Genomic DNA, 19828 nt, shown 5'->3' on the forward strand with positions numbered 1-19828 from the left:
TGCCGCCGTTCGCCTCGGTGCCGTGGCCCCTCATCGCCAGCCACCGTCGAGGGCGAGGGTGGCTCCGGAGGCGAACGAGGACGCCTCGGTGGCGAAGAACAATGCGGCGCCGATGATCTCGTGCGGTTCGCCGACCCGGCCGAGCGCGGTGTGCCGGGCCAGTTCGGCGCGCAGCTCGTCCGGCCAGGCGGCCGAGATGTCGGTGGCGAACGGGCCGCACTGGATGGTGTTGACCCGCACCGTCGGGCCGAAGGTCTGCGCCAGGCCCGCGGTGAGGGCGTTGAGCCCGGCCTTGGCGGCGGCGTAGGGCACGGCGAGCGGTTCCGGCCGGGCCGCCTCGATGGAGGAGATGTTGATGATGCTGCCGCCCGCGCCCGCGGCCATCCGCGCGCCGATCAGGGCCGAGAGCCGGAACGGACCCTTGAGATTCACCCCGATCACCTTGTCGAACAACGCCTCGCTCACCTGGTCCAGGCTCGGGTACAGCGGCGAGAGGCCCGCGTTGTTCACCAGCACGTCCACCCGGCCGAACTCGGCGTAGGCGGCCTCGGCCAGCGCGTCGCACTGCGCCCAGTCGCTGACGTTGGCCGCCACCGGGAGCGCGCGCCGCCCGTGCTGCTCGCGCACCTGCTCGGCCAGCGCGGCGCAGCCGTCGAACTTGCGGCTGGCGATCACCACGTCCGCGCCCGCCGCGGCGAAGGCCAGCACCATCTGCTTGCCGAGGCCGCGACTGCCTCCGGTGACCAGGACGACCTTGTCCGTGAGCGACACCAGCACTCCTTGCGTCGGGGAAACGGGGTTCCGGCCGAAATGTTCCGATCAGTACATTAAGGGCCGCCGCGGTGCCGGGCAAGGGGCGCCGCCCGGCCAACCCGCAGCTACGCCCTCGGCCCACGGAAAGGGGCCCACTACCGGTGGGTAATATGAATGCCGTCCTTTCCCACCCGGCTTCTCGGAAATGAGGCAGTAGATGACAGAGCGGATTCAGGTCGGCGGGCTCCAGGTGGCCAAGGTTCTCCACGACTTCATCGAGAACGAGGCACTGCCCGGCTCCGGCGTAGATTCCGCCGCGTTCTGGGCGGGTGCGGAGCAGGTGATCACCGATCTGGCTCCGCGCAACCGCGCCCTGCTGGCCGAACGCGACGAGATCCAGGGCAAGCTCGACGCCTGGCACGCGGAGCACCCGGGCGCGAACTACGACAAGGCCGCCTACAAGAACTTCCTCACCGAGATCGGTTACCTGCGGCCCGAACCCGCCGATTTCCAGATCACCACCCAGAACGTCGACAGCGAGATCGCCGAGACCGCGGGCCCGCAGCTGGTTGTGCCGGTGATGAACGCGCGCTTCGCGATCAACGCCGCCAACGCGCGCTGGGGCTCGCTCTACGACGCCCTCTACGGCACCGACGCCATCCCCGAGGACAACGGCGCGGAGAAGGGCACCGGCTACAACAAGGTCCGCGGCGACAAGGTCATCGAGTGGGCGCGCAACTTCCTCGACGACGCGGTCACCCTGATCACCGGCTCGCACATCGGCTCCACCTCGTACGCGATCGTCGACGGTGAGCTCGAGGTCGGGCTGGAGGACGGCACCACCATCGGCCTCGCCGACGCCTCGCAACTGGTGGGCTACCAGGGCGATCCGGCCAAGCCGACCTCGATCCTGTTGAAGCACAACGGCTTGCACATCGACATCCAGATCGATCCCGAGTCGCCGATCGGCAGCACCGACACCGCGGGCATCAAGGACATCGTGCTCGAGTCCGCCGTCACCACCATCATGGACTTCGAGGACTCGGTCGCCGCGGTCGACGCCGAGGACAAGGTGCTCTGCTACCACAACTGGCTCGGCCTGATGCAGGGCACGCTGGCCGAAGAGGTCAGCAAGGGCGGCAAGACCTTCACCCGCACCATGAACCCCGACCGCGTCTACACCGCGCTCGACGGGTCCGAGCTGCGCCTGCACGGCCGCTCGCTGCTGTTCGTGCGCAACGTCGGCCACCTGATGACCTCCGACGCCATCCTCGACGCGCAGGGCAACGAGGTGCCCGAGGGCATCATGGACGGCCTGATCACCTCGCTCATCGCCAAGCACTCGCTGCGCGAGGACGTCGAGCTGAAGAACAGCCGCACCGGCTCGGTCTACATCGTCAAGCCGAAGATGCACGGCCCCGACGAGGTGGCGTTCACCAACGAGCTGTTCGGTCGCATCGAGGACGTGCTCGGCCTGGCCCGCAACACCCTCAAGGTCGGCATCATGGACGAGGAGCGCCGCACCACGGTGAACCTGAAGGCCTGCATCGAGGCCGCCAAGGAGCGCGTGGTCTTCATCAACACCGGCTTCCTCGATCGCACCGGCGACGAGATCCACACCTCGATGGAGGCCGGGCCGATGGTCCGCAAGGCCGACATGAAGTCCCAGCAGTGGATCGCCTCCTACGAGGACTGGAACGTCGACACCGGCCTGGCCACCGGCCTGCCCGGCAAGGCCCAGATCGGCAAGGGCATGTGGGCCATGCCCGACCTGATGGCCGACATGCTCGCCCAGAAGATCGGCCACCCGAAGTCGGGCGCCAACACCGCCTGGGTGCCCTCGCCGACCGCCGCGACCCTGCACGCCACCCACTACCACCTGGTGGACGTGTTCAAGCGGCAGGCCGAGATCGCCAAGGGCGGGCGGCGCGCGAGCGTCGACGAGATCCTGGAGATCCCGCTGGCGGCGAACCCGAACTGGTCGCCGGAGGAGATCCGCCAGGAGCTGGACAACAACTCCCAGTCCATCCTCGGCTACGTGGTGCGCTGGATCGACCAGGGCGTCGGCTGCTCCAAGGTGCCCGACATCAAGGACGTCGCCCTCATGGAGGACCGCGCCACCCTGCGCATCTCCAGCCAGCTGATGGCCAACTGGCTGCGCCACGGCATCGTCACCGCCGACGAGGTGGTGGCCAGCCTGGAGCGGATGGCCCCGGTGGTGGACCGGCAGAACGCCGGCGACCCGAACTACCGCCCGATGGCGCCGGACTTCGACGGCAGCATCGCCTTCCAGGCGGCCAAGGAACTGATCCTGGAGGGCACCAAGCAGCCCAACGGCTACACCGAGCCCATCCTGCACCGCCGCCGCCGTGAGGCCAAGGCGCTCTCGCGGGTGTGAGCCGCTACCCTGGGCCACGCACTGCAATCGAGAGGTTAGGTATTCATGGGAAGCGTCGTTCTCGACATCGTCGCCTTGGTCACCAATCGTGCCGCGGCCTTCTGGAATTGGATGGCCACCGGCTCCGCGGGATTCCCCCCGCTGTGACCTGCCGCTGATCCCGGCGCAACGAACCCCCGGCCACTGGGCCGGGGGTTCGTTCGTTTCCGGGCGGTCGGGCGGTCAGGGCAGTGGATGCCGGGCGGTCAGGGCAGTGGATGCGGGGAGGGCTCGCGCGGCTCGATCCACAGCGCCTCGGCCACCGCGCACAGCTCGCCCGAGGACGTCGCCAGCGCCACCCCGACGGTGTGCTTGCGCCCCTCGACGGCCAGCGGCCAGGCGTAGCTGATGTGCGGCGCGCCCGCCTCGACCGGTGCGAGCAGGGTGGTGGTCAGCGCGGCGGTCACCGATCCCTGCCGCATCCCGGTGAGGGTGAAGCCGACCCAGCCGCCGGGGCAGTCCATCGCCGCCCAGACGTTCTCCCTGCCCACCGTGCCGTCCGGACCGGCCAGCGCCGGATCGGGGGTCCAGGCGGAGACGACCAGGCCGCGCTCGCGCAGCGGCGCGGGGAATAGCCGCAGGCCCCGGCCGGGCGGGCAGCCCTGCCCGCAGCCGTAGCAGTGCGTGTAGGGGCGGCGCGTGGAGCGCAGCGCGCGGTCGGTGGCGGCCTCGACCTCGGCGCGCGGCGGGCAATCCGGGACGTCGAGGTCGAGGGTCGCGGGATGGGCTTCGGTGAGAACGGCGCCGTCGGCGTCGGTGAGGGCCAGGGCCGCGGGCGGTGCCGGTGCGGGTCAGTGGTGTGCCGACCGGCACCGCGCCGCGGAAGTCGACACGCAGGGTCTCGGCGGGGGAGTGGGTGGCGAGCACGCCGGCGACGTAACCGCCGAAGGCGACACCGGGATACCCGAACACGTGCTCGGGAATGGTGATCTGGTCCAGCTGGATCATGCGCGCGGTGGTGTCCTTCCCCTCGACCCGGACGTGGTCGAGCTGATCCGACGATACCGCCGCCGCTCAGGGCAGTGGCTGCCCGCCGAACTGCACCAGCAGCGCGTTGAGCACACCGAGCTCCTGACCCTGCTGCTGCACCATCGAGCGCGCGGTCTCCTTCACCGGCCCGCGCTCGAGCAGCGCGTCGGCGGCCCGCGCCATCGCCACCCCGCCCTCGTGATGGCGGATCATCAACTGCAGGAAGAGGATGTCGGCGTCGCGGCCGCGGGCGGCGGCGAGCGCGTCGAGGTCGGCGGTGCTCGCCATGCCCGGCATGCCACCGGCGGCCTCGTCCGGCCCGTCGTGCCGGTGTCCGGCGGGCAGCCAGCCCAGGTGCTCGGTGGGCAGCGGGGAGGCGCCCGCCAAGCGCAACCAGCCCAGCATCGTGCCGATCTCGATGCGCTGCGTGTCGGTGATCTGCCGGGCGAGCCGCCGCACGGTCGGGTCGGCGTCGGGCGCGAGCCGGTCGGCCATGAGCAGCGCCTGTTGATGGTGGGCGGCCATGTCCTGGGCGAATCCGGTCTCCACGGTGCCGAGCACCGGCGGCGCGGAGTGGCGTTCGGGCAGCACCAGCGGGCGCAGCGCCGCGCCGAGCACCAGCAGCGTCAGTGCCAGTGCGGCGGAGGCGGCGATCCGCATCGCGCGCGGCACGGTCACGACCCGACGACCGAGCGTTGATCCGGCGGCGGCGTGTACACCCCGTTCTCCAGTTGCAACACCATGAAGCCGTTGTCCGAGCAGGCCACGTAGAGCTGGTCGCCGCGCCACTCCGGCGGCGAGAAGCACCAGTCGGTGGACACGTCGCCGAAGGCCAGCCTGCCGGTGCGGGGGGTGAGCGCGTCGTGCGGGTTGAACTCGCCCTCCAGCACCGCCCGCACCGCGGTCGGCGCGCTCATCAGCGGCACGCCGATCAGCGAGGCCAGCGCGTGCGGGGAGTTCCACAGCTCGAGGTTGCGCCCGGTGCGGGCGGGCGGGTTGAAATAGGCGATCTCGCGGATCGCGAAGGGATCACGCACGTCGAACACCCGGATGCCGGAGGAGATCCACCCGCAGGCCAGCGCGGTCGGATTCACCTGCCGGTCGGCCGCGCAGTAGTGCGATTCGTAGGCGAAGGCCGAACCGCCCATCGAGGAGCCGATATTGCTGTCGATGTGCTGGGGCAGGTTGATCTCGAGCTTGAGCTTCGCGGCGACCTTCGGCGCGGTCTCGTCGGAGAGGTCGATCAGTTTGACCCCGCCGGAGCCGCCTTCGTCGACGGTGAACAGGAACGGTTCGCCGTCGTAGCTCACCGGGATGCTGTGCTGGGTGGCCCACCCGTCGGTCCAGAAGGTCCGCCCGATGTGGTGGACCTGCGGGTTCGGGTCGCGGCGCTGCACGGCGGCGACGTCGAGCACGGTGAAACCGCCCAGCGCGGACAGATACAGCCGGTTGCCGTCGGGGCTGACGCCGAACCCGTGCGCCTCGATGCCGGTGAGGCCCTGCCAGATCACCCGCGGGTTGGCGGGATCGGTGAGGTCGACGGCACTGAGGAAGCCGGGCACGATGCCCGAGGCCCAGTAGGTGCGCCCGTCCGGGGAGAAGCCGCCCTCGTGCGTGGTGATCGGCAGCGGCATCGCCGGGTTGGTGCCGGGCCCGGGATTGAGCAGCCGGGGATGCGCGCAGTCGGAGACGTCGTAGACCGACAGGAAGCCGGCCCCGAGGAGCAGCGGCACGCCCGTGCCGACGAGCAGTTTCCGTTCGGTGTTGACCTTGAGGCTCTCCCAGGTGCCCGCGACCATGGCGGGTTCGGTGAGCGTGGCCGTGTGCCGGGGAGCGGCCGGATCGGACAGGTCGAGTACCTGCACGCCGCCGCCCTGCGTCAGCAGATTGCCGGGGAAGAAGGTACCCAGGTAGGCGCAGTGCTCGAAGCTCGTGGAGGTGATGCCCGCGCCGTGGCCGGGATACTGGCCCACCATCGAGATGTTGCAGCTGTAGCCCATCGTGCTGCGGCCGCTGTCGCGGTCGGCGGCGGGCACGTCACCCTGCAGGCCGGGCTCGGGTCGCGAGCCGGGCCCGCAGTCCGCCCGCGGCACGGCGGTGCGGCCCACGTCGAAGAACTCCTGGACGGCCGTCTCGATGTCGGAGCGCAGATCCGCGCCCGCGCCGCCGGGCAGCATCATCGCGGCCAGCACACCGGCGACCAGCACGGCCAGCGGCCGGGCGCGGCGCATCCCGCTCGGAGAACGCATCGTCGCAATCCCCCCAACTTCCTTGTCAGGTGCCCGCCGGACCCGGCGGTGCGAACTGACTGCATGGTAATGAGAGGTCCGCAGCGCCGGAGGCGATTTCCGGGAACCGGGCGGACGCGTCAGGACGACACGGTCGCTGTCGCCGCCTCGACCGGATGCGCGAGCAACCGTTCACAGGCGGCGCGCAGCCGGGCGCGCAGCCCGCCCGCCCGCTCGGCCAACGCCGCCTGACCGCGCACGTATTCGGCCCGCCCCGACGGTGTTTCGATCGGCACCGGCGCGTAGCCGTAGTCGCGCAGATCGTAGGGACTGGCCCGCATGTCCAGCTCGCGGGCCGCGCACGCCAGCTCGAAGCAATCCAGCAGCAGCGCCGAATCGATCAGCGGGACCAGTTTGAAACCCCACTTGTACAGATCCATGTTGGCGTGCAGGCAGCCGGGCTGTTCGACGGCGATCTGGTCGTCGCGGGTCAGCGCGGCCGCGTTGCGCCCGACGGCCTCCGGGGTGAAGAAGCGGTAGGCGTCGAAATGGGTGCAGCGCAACGACATCGATTCGACCACCGCGTCGGTGCCCGCCCGGCCCAGGCGCAACGGCACCTGCCGGTGCCTGACCTCGTCGGTGCGATACACCATCGCCCACTCGTGCAGGCCGAAGCAGGACAGCTGCGGTGGCCGGGCGGCGGTGGCGCGCAGCAGATCGGCGATGAACACCACGGTGTCCCGGCGCCGGGCCAGAAAGGCCGGATCGGCGGTGACGACGCCCCCGACCCGGTGGTAGCCGCGCGCCCCGTCGTACTCGCCCGCGCCGGCGAGCCCGACGCCGAAGCCGGGATGCCAGCGCCGCAACTGCGCGGGCTTGTGCCCGTAGTAGGTGAACAGGAAATCGATCACCGGGTGGTTCTGCCCGGCTCGGCGGCGTTCCAGGTACGGCCCGACCAGCTCCTCGAAGCGCGCCCGGTGCGCCCGCGCGCGTGCCCGCCACTCGGCCGGCGGCAATACCCGCAGGTCGGGAAGGTGATCGAGGGTGGTGCGCGTGCTCACCCCGCCATTGTCCCGCACCGGTTCGCGGGGACCGAACGGGTGGGGATGGTCGGAGCGGGAAACAACGGGCATTCCTAGCCGATGCCGTGCGTGTCCGCTGCAAGCCGTCGTTGTGGATTTCTCCGACGATTCCGGCCGGCGCGATAGGGAAAGGCCGAAACATGAAAATCCGTTCCGGTGGTCGGGCGGCGCCGTGATCTGATCGAGATGTCCCGCAGATCGGGATGTTTCACCGAAGTTCGACCGAGGAAGTATCCATGAACTCCAGAATTGTCCGCTCGTTCGCAGTCGCTACGTTCGCGGTGGCCGTCGCGGCGCTCAGCACCGGCACCGCTTCCGCCGCCGCACCGGCCCCGGTGTCGGGTTCGGTGGAGGTGTGCCTGCCGTTGCCGCTGCCCGTGCTCGAAGTCAGCTTGTGCGTGTGACCTGTTAGACCGCGCGGAGCCGGTGTGGACGAGGGTCCGGGGGCGTCCACACCGGCCCGGCGGTCGTTGTCGGCTTCCCTAAACGATCGCGCGTTCTTTTGCCGTTTGTCACAAGCGGAGCGGGGACCTCACAAATGGCCGACGCGGTAGTTTGGTCACTTGCCCAGTGAACTGGGTGGGAAGGATTCACTCATGGCTGCACCGACATCCATCGAACCGTTCTTGACCGCCGCGGGCCGCCCGGTCTCGACTCCGCTGAAAGATGTTCGTTCGGTCGCGCGGCAGATGGTCGTGCATTTCATCGAAAACGTCGCGCCGTGTGCCACGCTGCCCGGCGAAGCCCTCGACGGCGACGTCACCACCGTGACGCGCGTGTGCCTCGAACTGACCCGAAGCATGCTCGACGGGCGCGATCTGCCCGGCCGGGTGGAGCGGGTCCAGGCCGCCGCCGCCGACTGGGCCCGCGAAGGCATCCCGATCGACACCATCCACCATGCCGTGCACGAGGGCTTCAAACTCGGCTTCGACCTGCTGATCGCCAATGTCACCAGCCACGACTACGACACCCTGGTGGGGGTGATGCGGCGCCTGATGGACGCCCAGGACATGATCACCTCCGCGGTCTCGGCGGCCTACGTGCGCGAACTGCGTGCGGTGGTCAGCGAACACCACACCGCGGTGCACACCCTGACCTCGGCGCTGCTCGGCGGCCAGAACACCTCGACGATGGCCCGGGAATGCGGGATCGAGGTCGCCGACGAATACTACGTCGTGGCGCTGGAACTGCCGCCGCACGCCGAGGAATCCACACCGGGCCTGAACGCGAAAGTCGTCGCGCGGCGCAAGTTGCGGCGGGTGCAGGCCGAACTCGCGCACCGGTGCGACGGGAAGGTGCTCTCGTTGCTCAGTGTCGACGGCGGCACGCTGCTGTTGCCCGCCTCGGTATTCACCGCGAACCAGGTGGACGAGCTGATCGGGCACCTCTCGGCGGCCGCCCAGGTGCCGGTGCGCGCGGTGGCGACCACGGCCGCGCCCGGCGAGATTCCGCGCGCCGCCGAACAAGTCCACGAACTCGTCGAAATCGTGCACCGACTCGGCGAGCCGGGGAAGGTGTACCGGCCCCACGAATTGGCGTTCGAGTATCAGCTCACCCGCCCCGGGCCCGCCCGCGACTATCTGAGTTCGGTGGTGGATTCGCTCGAAGCGCACCCCGAACTGATGCAGACCCTCGAGGTGTACCTGGCCACCAACATGCAACGCGCACGCACCGCCCGGCGATTGTTCGTCCACACCAACACGGTGGATTACCGCCTCAAACGAATCAGCCAGATGACCGGATTCGATCTCAACGACGTCACCGGATTGTGCTATCTGCGCGCCGCCCTGCTCATCCGCGCCCACCGCGGCGCCGGAAACTCCGAATTCTCCCCGGATACCCGCGCCAGCTGACCTCGCTCGGCCTCGGAATCGGATGACGCATGGCATGCGCCGAACCGTCAGCTGATGTCGATGGTCCCGTCGAAGATCAGCGGGGTCGGGCCGGGCTGACAGCCGCGGAAGCTGGTGGTCGGCATCGGGATCCCGTAGCCGATCCGGTTGGGTTCACCGTTCTCGCCCTTGGTGACGGTGATCTGGATGGCCATCGAGTCGGGGGCGAAGACCATGACGGGTTCGGCGGTGGTGATCGGATACACGAGCGAGACGGTGTTGCCGTTGATCGTCAGGCAGGTCACCGGGCCGGTCACCCGGACCGGTAGCGGCATGTTGCCCAGGCGTCCGGTGGCGACGTAGGTGCCGGTCGCCGGGTCGGCGCCGGTGCCTTGGGCGTCGACGTGCAGCACGTTCAGGCCCAGCACCTGCATGTTTCCGTTGATCGAAACACTGTCCGGTTCGGCGGAAGCCGATCCGGCGCCGGCGATGAGCGCGGCGGTCGCCAAGGCCGCGGCTGCGCCCAGTCGAGTGAGTGCGATAGCCATTGGTTTGCCTCCTGGGTCGATGGTTCCCTGGCCGCGGCTTACCCGGCCCGGCGGGATTCACGCTCGGCCACGTCGACCACTCCGCAGAATTCCGTGCGGTCCCCAGCGGCCGGTTCGACAGATCTCGCCGGGCGCCGGGCCGGTTCGGGTGCGGCGGACGGGGGTGCTGGGGCACTATGGTGTTCACCGCTCTCTGTCGGTCGGGCGGGGTGCGCATGCCGCCCGCTCGTTCGTCTTGTCCAGGTCAGCAGGGTGCGGAGCGCCGGGGCGAGGTCCGAGGTCCCCGAACAACCGCGGGATTCCGGCCTTGCCGGCCACGGCCGTCCGGTGCCGACGCCGGCCGACGATGTCTCGCGCGCAGGGAGGACACCGTGGAGAAGGGCGTTCGCGGCTGGCTGATCGCCGCCGCTGTGCTGATCAGCGTGTCGGGCGGTGCCTCTCCCGCGCCCGCCGAGCCGGGAGCCGGGGTGATCGACGTGATGCCGCTGGCGCCGCGGGTCGACCAGGTGCAGGTGTACTCGCCGTCGATGGACGCCGTGGTGAGCAGCACAGTGATCCGGGCCGACGGACCGGCGCCCACGCTGTACCTGTTGGCCGGCGCCGGGGGAGGAACAGACGGGATCTCGTGGTGGCACCACACGGACGTGCGGCAGTTCTTCGCCGACAAGAACGTCAACGTCGTGATGCCGATCGGCGGCCGGTTCAGCTTGTACACCGATTGGCAGGCCGACGACCCGGTGCTGGGCCGGAACCGGTGGCAGACGTTCCTGACCCGGGAACTGCCCGCGGCGATGACGCCGTGGCTGGGAGCGACCGGCCGGGACGCGATCGCCGGGGTGTCGATGAGCGCGGCCTCGGCGATCGACCTCGCGATCCAGGCGGGTGACCGCTATCGCGCGGTCGCCGCCTACAGCGGCTGCCCGTGGCGCGCCGACCCGCCGGGCATGACCCTGGTCGCCGCCCAGGTGCTGCGCGGTGGCGGGAATCCGGTCAACATGTGGGGGCCGCCGGGGGACCCCGGCTGGCAATCGCACGACGCCTTCCGCAACGCCGGGGCACTGGCCGGCAAGACCGTCTATCTCTCGGCCGCCTCCGGCATCCCCGGCCCGATCGATCGGGGCGGTCTTCCGGCACCGACACTCGAGGCGATCGCGCGCACGTGCACCGCGGCGTTCGCCGATCGGCTCGCGGAACTCGGCATCGCCGCGGTGCACGTCGACCGGCCACTCGGTGCGCACACCTGGGGTCAGTTCGAGACCGACCTGCACGAATCCTGGCCGCACCTGGCGGCCGCGCTGGGCGCGTGAGCCGTCACCGTCGACCGGGGACCGGCATCGCACCCCGGCGTCACCCGAATGCGCGCGTTCAGTCCGAGAGACGGTGGGTGGTGTCGCGGACGGTGCCGACGAATTCCTCCACCAGGTCTTCCAGCGCGACGATGCCGCAGGTGTTGCCTCGGCTGTCGACCACGCGGCCGAGGTGGCTGCTGGTGCGGCGCAGCCGGGCCAGCGCCTCCACCAGCGGGGTGCCGATGCCGACGGTGGGCAGGGGGCGGATGTCGGTGCGGGGGATCGGGGTGTTCGGGCCCGCCTGTTCGTCGGCGACCTTGTCGAGCACGTCCTTGACATGCAGGTAGCCGACCAGGGAACCGTCGCTCGCGCGCACCGGGTAGCGGGAGAAGCCGGTCTCGGCGACCGCGGTCTCGATGTCGCCGAGGGTGGTGCCGTTGCCGCGCAACGGGACCGAGCGGGTGGTGGCCAGCGGCACCATCACGTCGGCGACGGTGCGCTCGGAGGTGCCGAGCGCCTGGGTGAGCCGGCGATGCTCCTCCTCGTCCAGCAGGCCCTCCGAGCGGGACTCGCCGATCATCTCGGCCAGCTCCACGCTCGACACGGTGGCGTCCAGCTCGTCCTTGGGCTCGATGCGCAGCATCCGCAGCGAGAGGTTGGCCGCCAGGTTGTACAGCGCGATGAGCGGGCGGGCCAGCCGCAGGAACATCAGGTGGATCGGCACCAGCAGCAGCGCGGTGCGTTCCGGCCCGGCCAGGGCGATGTTCTTCGGGATCATCTCGCCCAGCAGGATGTGCAGGATCACCACGATGGTCAGCGCCAGCGCGAAGGCCACCGGGTGCAGCAGTTGGTCGGGCAGTCCGGCCAGCTCGAACGGCTTCTCCAGCAGATGCGCGACGGCGGGCTCGCCGACGCGGCCGAGCAGGATCGAGCAGATGGTGATGCCGAGCTGGGCGGCGGCCAGCATCATCGACAGGTTCTCACCGGCCTTGATGACGGTCATCGCGTTGCGTTTGCCCTGCGCCACCAGCGCCTCCAGCCGGTCGCGGCGCGCGGAGATCAGCGCGAACTCCGCGCCGACGAAGAACGCGTTGCCCGCCAGCAGCACGACGGTGAGCGCGACACCGAACAGATCACCCATGGCTGTGCTCCTGCAACGTGCGCGACACCAGTTCCTCGGCGGTGACCGGGATCAGCCGGACGCGGTCGATGCGCCTGCCGTCCATCCGCTCCACCCGGGCGATCCAGCCGCCCTGTTCGGTCTCGTAGGGATGACGATGATGGGCGGGCGAATTCGGCAGCATCACCTCGTCGCCCACCTCGGGGATGCGGCCCAGCCGGGTCAGCACCAGACCGCCGAGCGTCTCGTACTCGCCCTCGGGCGCCTCGTACCCGGTCGCGCGGCTCACCTCGTCGATGCGCAGCAGGCCCGAGCAGTCCCAGCCGTCGGCGGTGCGCCGCACATCGCGTTCCTCCTCGTCGTGCTCGTCGCGCACGTCGCCGAGGATCTCCTCGATCAGGTCCTCCATCGAGACCAGGCCCGCGGTGCCGCCGTATTCGTCGACGACCAGCGCCACCTGCATGCCGTGCGCGCGCACGCGTTCGAGCAGTTCGTCGCCGTCGAGACTGGCAGGCACCACCGGCACCGGCCGGGCGAGCAGGCGCAGCGGGATGGTCCGGCGCTGCGCGGCCGGCTGGGTGAAAGCCTGCTTGATGTGGACGACGCCCAGGGTGTTGTCCAGGTCGCCGTCGATGACCGGGAACCGCGAGTAGCCGGTGCGGCCGGCGGCGGCGAGGAGGTCGGCGATGGTGTCGTCCTTGTCCAGCGACTCGACCTTCACCCGCGGGGTCATCAGCTCTTCCGCGCTGCGCTCGCCGAACTGCAGCGAGCGGTCCATCACCTGCGCGGTGCGCTGGTCCAGCGCGCCACGCTGGGCGGAGGTGCGCACCAGGGAGCCGAGTTCCTGCGGGGAGCGTGCCGAGCGCAGCTCCTCGGCGGGCTCGACGCCGAGCCTGCGCACCACCCAGTTCGCGGTGCCGTTGAGGAAGTGGATCATCCACTTGAACACCACCGAGAAGCCGACCATCGGTCCGGCGGTGGCGCGGGCGGTGGCCAGCGGCTTGGCGATGGCGATGTTCTTGGGCACCAGCTCGCCGTAGATCATCGACAGCGAGGTGGCCAGCACCAGCGCCAGCGCCAGCGAGATGCCGCCCGCGGCGCTCTCGCCCAGGCCCACCGCGGTGAACACCGGCCGCAGCAGCCGCGCGAGCACGGGCTCGGCGATGTAACCGGTGATCAGGGTGGTGATGGTGATGCCGAGCTGGGCGCCGGAGAGCTGGAACGACAGCGTGCGATGGGCCTGGCGCACCATCCGCGCGCGGACGTCACCCTCGCGGGCGTGTGCCTCGACGGTGCTGCGTTCCAGGGCGGTGAGGGAGAACTCCGCGGCGACGAACAACGCCGTGCCCGCGGTCAGGGCGATGAGGCTGAGAACGGTCAGGACGGTGGACACGGTCAACACCGTCCGGGGAGAGCATGTGCAGCGACTGCGCCGGGTTGGTCACCCGGCTCGGTAGAGGAGCCCTCCTGAGTGGCGCCCTCGGACGCGGGTGACAACTTGTTCCTTTCGGGGTGCGGCGACGGGGGTGCCGGGCGAACCGGCATCCCTCATGGTACCGGGCGGGCGTGCCTGTCGCGTCGCCCGCCTCCGGCGCGTCCGTCCGCTCACCACCCGCTCGGCAGCGGCCGTCCCTCGGCGAATCCGGCGGCCGACTGCACCCCGAGCACCGCCCGGTGATGGAATTCCGGCAGGGTGCGGGCACCGGCGTAGGTGCACGCACTGCGCACGCCCGAGCAGATGTGGTCGATCAGGTCCTCGACCCCCGGCCGCTCCGGGTCGAGCCGCATCCGCGAGCTGGAGATGCCCTCCTCGAACAGTGCCTTGCGGGCCCGGTCGAAGCCGCTGTCGGTGGCGGTGCGGGCGGCCACGGCCCGCTTGGACGCCATGCCGAAGCTCTCCTTGTAGGCGTTGCCGTCCCGGTCGACGCGCAGGTCGCCGGGCGACTCGTAGGTGCCGGCGAACCAGGACCCGATCATCACGTTGGACGCGCCCGCCGCCAGCGCCAGCGCCACGTCGCGCGGGTGCCGCACGCCGCCGTCGGCCCACACGTGCACACCGACTTCCTTTGCCGCGGCAGCGCATTCGGCCACCGCCGAGAACTGGGGGCGGCCCACGCCGGTCATCATCCTGGTGGTGCACATCGCGCCGGGGCCGACACCGACCTTGACGATGTCGGCGCCCGCCTCGGCCAGATCGCGGGTGCCCTGCGCGGACACGACGTTGCCCGCCGCCAGCGGGACGCCGAGCCCGAGCCCGGCGACCGCGCGCAGCGCCTCGAGCATCTTCTCCTGGTGGCCGTGCGCGGTGTCGATCACCAGCAGGTCGGCGCCGGAGTCGACCAGCGACTTCGCCTTGGCGGCCACGTCGCCGTTGATGCCGACGGCGGCGGCGATGCGCAGCTTGCCCTCGGCGTCGACGTTGGGCTGGTAGATGCCCGCCCGCACGGCGCCGGTGCGGGTCATCACGCCCGCCAGCGCGCCGTCCTCGGTGGTCAGCACAGCCAGCTGCGCGTGCTCGGCCTCGAGCAGATCGAACAGCGCGCGGGGCGAGGTGCTCGCGGGCGCGGACACGAAGTCGGTGCGGGCCACCTCGCGCAGCCGGGCGAACCGGTCGACGTCGGTGCACGACGCCTCGGTCACCACACCGACCGGCTTGCCGTCCTCGACCACCACGACCGCGCCGTGCGCGCGCTTGTGCATCAGGGCGAGGGCCTCGGCCACCGAGTGCTCGGGCTCCATCGACACCGGGGTGTCGGCGGTGAGCGAGCGGCTCTTGACGTAGGCGATGGTGTCGGCGGCCGCGTCCAGCGGAAGGTCCTGCGGCAGTACGACGATGCCGCCGCGGCGGGCGACCGTCTCGGCCATCCGGCGCCCCGCGACGGCGGTCATGTTCGCCACGACGATGGGAATGGTGGTGCCCGATCCGTCCACGCTCGACAGGTCGACGTCGAAGCGCGACGCCACATCCGTCCGGTTCGGGACGAGGAAGAGGTCGTCGTAGGTCAGATCGTAGGGCGGCTGGTGTCCGGGGAGGAACTGCACTCGACCGATAGTAACGATCGGCAGGACAACGCGCCCGTTTCGGCCGGGTCGCGCTATTCGGCGGCTTGCGCGTGGGCCAGGCGCACGGTGGTCACGCACAGCACGGCCACCGATGCGACGACGACCACGAGCCCGAATCCGTCGGTGCGCAGCCGTTCGTCGAGCACGGTCAGGCCGAGGAACGCGGCGGCGAGCGGTTCGGCGATGGTGGCGGCGGGCAGCGCCGCGGCGATGCTGCCCACCTGGAATGCCCGCTGCTGCACGTAGACGCCGACCACGCCCGCCGCGACCAGCGCCCACGTCTGCCACGTGGTGAGTACCGCGCCGAGTCCGTGCGTGAACCGGCCCGCGACGAAGTCGGTGAGCGCGGCGGCGAGACCGAACAGCGCGCCACCGGCCGCACCGAACAGCAGCGGGGCGCGCAAGGCGGAACGTGGGGATGCCGGGGGCGGGCGCTGAACCGATCGAGCGACCGTCGCGGGAGTGGACTCCGCGGCGGGGGAGCCCTCGGGCGGCGGTCCCGTCGACCGGGTGGTGGGGTCGGCCGGAGGGGTGCCGCGCGGCGTGGGCTGGTCCGGTGGTCGACGCGGCGTGTGCGCGGGGTCGGTCGGCTCCGGGGTTGGGCTCCTGCTGCCCGCGACCACGGCGAGGATTACCGCGCCCAGCAGGACCGCCGACGGCACGGCCCAATCACGTAGCGGGGCAGTGGGATTCCCGGAGGTGGGCGCGCCGACGACGAGGAAGCACGCGAGCGCCGCGAGCAGCAACAGTGCCGCCGCCCAGGTCCGGCGACCGACCGCCCTGTGGTCGACCCGGGCCGCGATCGGCAGCGCGAACACCAGCGAGGTCACCAGCAGCGGTTGGACGAGCAACACCGGACCGAGCGCGAGCGCGGCCACCTGCAGCCCGTAGCCACCGCCGTCGCCGACGATCCCCGCCCACCAGCGTGGGCTCCGCAACAGCGTCCGCACCAGTGAATCGCCCGCAGGCACCGCCGCCGCGGCCCGCTGCTGCGCCACGGCCGCCACCGCGAACAGCAGTGCCGCCGCCAGCGCGCAGACGATCGACCAGATCGGATGCTCCACCCATCCAGTTTGCCGTCCGGTAGCCGACCAGGTTCGCGAGTCGCCGCAGCTCGGCGAGTCGCGAAACCCGGGCGTGTATCAGTCGGACGAGGGGGCCGCCGCCCGGCGTGGCCGGCGGCACCGGTGGGCGGGGTGACAGACCGTGCGCGACCTCCGGGCCGCGCCCGGCGTCATCCCTGGGCGCGCCTGCGGCGGCTACCGGTCGGGGCGCCGGTGTGCCGGGCGGGGCGGCCGGGGTGCCCACCGCGCGTGCCGCGGGCTTCGGCGTTGCCTTCCGCGCGGCGGGAGCCGGTGCGGGCGCCGCCCGTCTCGGCCGCGGCGCGTCCGCGGGCGGGGCGATCGGCGTGGCTGCCCACGGCCTCGGTGGTGCGGGCGCCGCCGCGGCCGCGGCGGGCCGAGCCGACGCGGTGGGTGGTGACGGCGCCGCGGCTCTGCGGAGCCTGCTGCGGCCCGCCGGGCGGAGTGGGCGCGGGGACCGGCACCCCGGAGGGCGTCCGCGCGCCGGTGATCTCGCGCAGCGCCGGGTGGCCGGGGGTGACGTTCACCCCGACCACGTCCACGCCCGCCTTGCGGGTCATCTTCTCCACGTCGGCGCGCTCGTCCTCGGTCACCAGGGTGACCACCACGCCGTCCTCGCCCGCGCGCGCGGTGCGGCCCGCCCGGTGCAGGTATGCCTTGGGCTCTGCGGGCGGATCGGCGTGCACGACCAGCGAGATGCCGTCGACGTGGATGCCGCGGGCGGCCACGTCGGTGGTCACCAGCACCGGCACCGAGCCGTCGGCGAACGCGGCCAGGGTGCGGGTGCGGTTGTTCTGGGCCTTGCCGCCGTGCAGCGCCCCGGCGGCGATGCCCGCCGCGCGCAGCTGCTTGGCGAGCCGGTCGGCGCCGTGCTTGGTGCGCACGAACAGGATCGTCAGGCCCTCGCGCGCGGCGATCTCGGCGATCACCGCCCGCTTGTCGGCCTTGCGCACGTACAGCAGGTGGTGCGACATGGTCGCCACCGACGCCGAGGGCGGCGCGGTGGAGTGCGTGACGGGGTTGCGCAGGTAGCGCTTGACCAGCTTGTCGACCTCACCGTCGAGGGTCGCCGAGAACAACAGCCGCTGCCCGTCGGCGGGGGTGCGGTCGAGCAGCCGGGTGACCTGCGGCAGGAAGCCCATGTCGGCCATGTGGTCGGCCTCGTCGAGCGCGGTGATCGATACGTCGTCGAGCGCGGCCGCGCCCTGGGCGATCAGGTCGGACAACCGGCCGGGGGTGGCGATGAGCAGGTCGACCCCGCGGGCGAGCCGATCGGCCTGGCGCTTGATCGGCGCGCCGCCGACCACGGAGGCGACCCGCAGGCCCAGCGCGAGGGCGGGCTCGTCGAGGGCGCGCTCGATCTGGGCGGCCAGTTCCCGGGTGGGCACGAGCACCAGCCCGCGCGGGCGGCGCGGCGCGGCGGCGTTACCCGCCAGGCGCACCAGCATGGGCAGGCCGAAGGCCAGGGTCTTGCCGGAGCCGGTGGGGCCGCGGCCGAGCACGTCCTTGCCCGCGAGGGCGTCGGGCACGGTGGCGGCCTGGATGGGGAAGGGGGCGTCGATGCCGTTGCGGCGCAGGGCCTGGACGAGCACGGCGGGCAGGCCCAGTTCCGCGAAGGTCACGGTGGGCGTCGCGGCGTCGGGCGAGGTGGTCACGGAGATGGAGCCTTTCGTGGCGCGGCGCACCGGGGCGCCGCGGGGGAGAGCCACGCCGGTGGGCGCGGCCCGTGCGCGCCGGACCGTCGCGATCGTCGCTGCGGAGGGTGCGCCCGCGCGCTGCCCTGCGGAGAACCGGGGCCTGCTCGCGGTGGAGGAAACGTTCGTACTCGGGCGGTGGAGTCCGCTCGGTGGGGAACGGCTGTCGGCTCAGCGGGAAACGCTCAGCTGTTGAACAGCCGACTGAGTTCGACCAACCACGGTACCGCGACAGCCAGCGTCGGCACCACCAGGATGGCGATCGAACCGAGATACGCGGCTGTGGCGATGCGCACATCGCCACTGCCACCCTGGCCCAGCCGCTGCACGCGGATCAGTGTGGTCGGCCCGCCGGCGGCCAGCGCCCCTTGCGGCGCAGTGGATTTCGCGCAGGCGACCAGCGCGCGGGCCAGCGGCGCCGGACCGGTGACCTTGACCGCGGAATCGTCGGCGAGCAGTTCGATGAGCAGTTTCACCGATCCCAGCGCCGCCTTGCTGCGCACCACCCGCGGGAACGCCTCGTGCACGGCGGTGAACGCCTCGAGCACGAGATCGTGGCGGGCGCGCAGGTGCGAGCGCTCGTGGCTGACGATCGCGGTGACCTCCGGGTCGGCCAGATTCGTCAGCGTGCCCTCACTGAGCACCACCCGCTGGCGCAGGCCGGGCAGGCAGTAGGCGATCGGTTCGGTGGCCGCCAGCACGCGGATGTCGTGCGCGCGCCTGCGCGGCCCGCTCTGGTCGAGCAGGTCGACCAGCATGCGGTGCTTGGCCCGCCGTCTGCGGGTGTGCACGCCGACCCGCACGATGGAGAAGATCAGGCGCGCGCCGACGAGCAGCGTGAGCGCGAAGACGACGACGTAGGCCAGCCACAGCGGAAAGCCGAGCGCGTCGATCTCCCGGGTGGGGGAGGTGGTTGGCCGCCCGTCGGGGCCGGGGACGAGCAGTTCGGCGGCGATCGCCAGACCCGACCCGAACGCGCTCAGGACCGCGGCCAGCGCGATGGCCTGCCAGAGGACCAGCGCCGCGCGCGGCGTGCGATACGGCCACTTGGCGCGACTGAGCAGCGCGGGGGCGGGCCCCGCGAGAAGCAAAGCGAGACCGGCGAAGACCGGCGCGGTTGCGTTCATCGACTCAGCTCACTGCGTTGTGGGGGGCCGAGGGCTCACGGCGTTGTGCGCCCCGGGGCACGAAGCCGCCCCCATACTACTGGGCGGCCTGCCGTGCTACTCGCCCGGCGGTGAGGTGCCCTCGGCGGCCTCGAGCTTGGCCAGCGCCTCACGCAGCGCGTCGGCCTCGTCGGGGCCGACCTGTTCCACGAAGTGCACGAGCGCGGCGGCGCGGCTGCCCGCCTCCTCGGCCTGTTGCAGCGCGTCCACCATCAGGCTGGCGACGAGTTCGTCGCGGGTGTGCACGGGGGCGTACCGGTGGGCGCGATCGTCGCGGCGCTGGACCACGAGGTTCTTCTTCGCCAGCCGTTGCAGCACGGTCATCACCGTGGTGTACGCGAGTTCCCGGCGTGCGGCCAGCGCCTCGTGCACCTGCCGGACGGTTTGCGGTTCGTCACTGGACCACAACTGGTCCATGACCGCCTTCTCGAGTTCACCAAGACCTGCCATTCCCCAAGTTTACGGACTCAACGACACGAACGCGTACTACACCCTGTCGTAACTGTCCGATTGCTGGTGTGGTATTGCTCATACCGACCGCCCCGCTGTGGCCTGGAACGGCCCC

17 protein-coding genes are annotated in these 19828 nt (G+C 71.4%); 4 read left to right on the forward strand and 13 right to left on the reverse strand.

What is annotated here, in order from left to right:
- Positions 1-30: 30 nt before the first annotated feature.
- Positions 31-771: an SDR family NAD(P)-dependent oxidoreductase gene (locus tag CRM89_RS05500; protein ID WP_041560938.1), complete on the reverse strand. Its 741-nt coding sequence runs from the start codon at positions 769-771 to the stop codon at positions 31-33.
- Positions 772-970: 199 nt separating this feature from the next.
- On the opposite strand from CRM89_RS05500, the gene CRM89_RS05505 reads away from it, so the two are divergent.
- Positions 971-3151 (forward strand): malate synthase G, encoded by a 2181-nt coding sequence (locus CRM89_RS05505; protein WP_060591644.1) that lies wholly within the window; start codon positions 971-973, stop codon positions 3149-3151.
- A 245-nt stretch (positions 3152-3396) separates the two neighbouring features.
- Here the strand turns inward: CRM89_RS05505 and CRM89_RS31555 are convergent, their stop codons facing one another.
- From CRM89_RS31555 to CRM89_RS05525, 4 genes are all read right to left on the reverse strand, one after another.
- Entirely contained in the window at positions 3397-3681 is a 285-nt protein-coding gene (locus CRM89_RS31555) for a hypothetical protein (RefSeq protein WP_228821052.1), read from the reverse strand.
- A 523-nt stretch (positions 3682-4204) separates the two neighbouring features.
- Positions 4205-4837, reverse strand: a complete 633-nt coding sequence (locus tag CRM89_RS05515; protein WP_098083390.1) for a DUF305 domain-containing protein — start codon at positions 4835-4837, stop codon at positions 4205-4207.
- Positions 4834-6408, reverse strand: coding sequence for an LVIVD repeat-containing protein (locus CRM89_RS05520; protein WP_098083391.1), 1575 nt, complete (start codon positions 6406-6408; stop codon positions 4834-4836). The genes CRM89_RS05515 and CRM89_RS05520 overlap by 4 nt, the downstream gene beginning before the upstream one ends.
- 119 nt (positions 6409-6527) lie before the next feature.
- On the reverse strand, positions 6528-7412 hold the full coding sequence (locus tag CRM89_RS05525) for a hypothetical protein (RefSeq protein ID WP_041560939.1): 885 nt from the start codon (positions 7410-7412) through the stop codon (positions 6528-6530).
- Positions 7413-7705: 293 nt separating this feature from the next.
- Between CRM89_RS05525 and CRM89_RS30785 the strand changes: the two genes are divergently transcribed.
- Together CRM89_RS30785 and CRM89_RS05530 are read left to right on the forward strand one after the other, a co-directional pair.
- The gene (locus tag CRM89_RS30785; RefSeq protein ID WP_011209040.1) at positions 7706-7873 is read left to right on the forward strand and encodes a hypothetical protein; all 168 of its coding nucleotides are present in this window, start codon (positions 7706-7708) and stop codon (positions 7871-7873) included.
- Between the two features lie 192 nt (positions 7874-8065).
- Positions 8066-9322, forward strand: a complete 1257-nt coding sequence (locus tag CRM89_RS05530) for a CdaR family transcriptional regulator (protein ID WP_098083392.1) — start codon at positions 8066-8068, stop codon at positions 9320-9322.
- 47 nt (positions 9323-9369) lie between these two features.
- On the opposite strand, the gene CRM89_RS30790 is transcribed toward CRM89_RS05530, so the two are convergent.
- Entirely contained in the window at positions 9370-9849 is a 480-nt protein-coding gene (locus tag CRM89_RS30790; RefSeq protein ID WP_041560101.1) for a hypothetical protein, read from the reverse strand.
- Positions 9850-10220: 371 nt separating this feature from the next.
- Between CRM89_RS30790 and CRM89_RS05540 the strand changes: the two genes are divergently transcribed.
- Positions 10221-11156, forward strand: a complete 936-nt coding sequence (locus CRM89_RS05540) for an alpha/beta hydrolase family protein (RefSeq protein WP_011209043.1) — start codon at positions 10221-10223, stop codon at positions 11154-11156.
- Between the two features lie 58 nt (positions 11157-11214).
- Here the strand turns inward: CRM89_RS05540 and CRM89_RS05545 are convergent, their stop codons facing one another.
- The 7 genes from CRM89_RS05545 to CRM89_RS05575 form a co-directional block, all read right to left on the reverse strand.
- On the reverse strand, positions 11215-12279 hold the full coding sequence (locus tag CRM89_RS05545) for a hemolysin family protein (protein ID WP_060591629.1): 1065 nt from the start codon (positions 12277-12279) through the stop codon (positions 11215-11217).
- The gene (locus tag CRM89_RS05550) at positions 12272-13651 is read right to left on the reverse strand and encodes a hemolysin family protein (protein WP_098086883.1); all 1380 of its coding nucleotides are present in this window, start codon (positions 13649-13651) and stop codon (positions 12272-12274) included. Before CRM89_RS05550 ends, CRM89_RS05545 begins: the two co-directional genes overlap by 8 nt.
- 212 nt (positions 13652-13863) lie before the next feature.
- On the reverse strand, positions 13864-15300 hold the full coding sequence (locus CRM89_RS05555; protein ID WP_098083394.1) for a GuaB1 family IMP dehydrogenase-related protein: 1437 nt from the start codon (positions 15298-15300) through the stop codon (positions 13864-13866).
- A 53-nt stretch (positions 15301-15353) separates the two neighbouring features.
- Positions 15354-16385 carry a DMT family transporter gene (locus tag CRM89_RS31560; protein WP_098083395.1) on the reverse strand — a complete coding sequence of 344 codons (1032 nt, stop codon included), beginning with the start codon at positions 16383-16385 and terminating at the stop codon, positions 15354-15356.
- 170 nt (positions 16386-16555) lie between these two features.
- The gene (locus CRM89_RS05565; protein ID WP_229434999.1) at positions 16556-18058 is read right to left on the reverse strand and encodes a DEAD/DEAH box helicase; all 1503 of its coding nucleotides are present in this window, start codon (positions 18056-18058) and stop codon (positions 16556-16558) included.
- A 224-nt stretch (positions 18059-18282) separates the two neighbouring features.
- On the reverse strand, positions 18283-19224 hold the full coding sequence (locus tag CRM89_RS05570) for a M56 family metallopeptidase (RefSeq protein WP_011209049.1): 942 nt from the start codon (positions 19222-19224) through the stop codon (positions 18283-18285).
- A gap of 96 nt (positions 19225-19320) precedes the next feature.
- The gene (locus CRM89_RS05575) at positions 19321-19713 is read right to left on the reverse strand and encodes a BlaI/MecI/CopY family transcriptional regulator (RefSeq protein ID WP_041560102.1); all 393 of its coding nucleotides are present in this window, start codon (positions 19711-19713) and stop codon (positions 19321-19323) included.
- Positions 19714-19828 lie beyond the last annotated feature (115 nt).

Source organism: Nocardia sp. FDAARGOS_372, assembly GCF_002554515.1.
Lineage (GTDB): Bacteria > Actinomycetota > Actinomycetes > Mycobacteriales > Mycobacteriaceae > Nocardia > Nocardia farcinica.

Bases quoted from the DNA above. Each gene is read 5' to 3' on its own strand.
- CRM89_RS30785 (WP_011209040.1), top strand. From the start codon at position 7,706: ATGAACTCCAGAATTGTCCGCTCGTTCGCAGTCGCTACGTTCGCGGTG.
- CRM89_RS05505 (WP_060591644.1), top strand. From the start codon at position 971: ATGACAGAGCGGATTCAGGTCGGCGGGCTCCAGGTGGCCAAGGTTCTC.
- CRM89_RS30790 (WP_041560101.1), bottom strand. From the start codon at position 9,849: ATGGCTATCGCACTCACTCGACTGGGCGCAGCCGCGGCCTTGGCGACC.
- CRM89_RS05575 (WP_041560102.1), bottom strand. From the start codon at position 19,713: ATGGCAGGTCTTGGTGAACTCGAGAAGGCGGTCATGGACCAGTTGTGG.
- CRM89_RS05530 (WP_098083392.1), top strand. From the start codon at position 8,066: ATGGCTGCACCGACATCCATCGAACCGTTCTTGACCGCCGCGGGCCGC.
- CRM89_RS05520 (WP_098083391.1), bottom strand. From the start codon at position 6,408: ATGCGTTCTCCGAGCGGGATGCGCCGCGCCCGGCCGCTGGCCGTGCTG.
- CRM89_RS05570 (WP_011209049.1), bottom strand. From the start codon at position 19,224: ATGAACGCAACCGCGCCGGTCTTCGCCGGTCTCGCTTTGCTTCTCGCG.
- CRM89_RS05545 (WP_060591629.1), bottom strand. From the start codon at position 12,279: ATGGGTGATCTGTTCGGTGTCGCGCTCACCGTCGTGCTGCTGGCGGGC.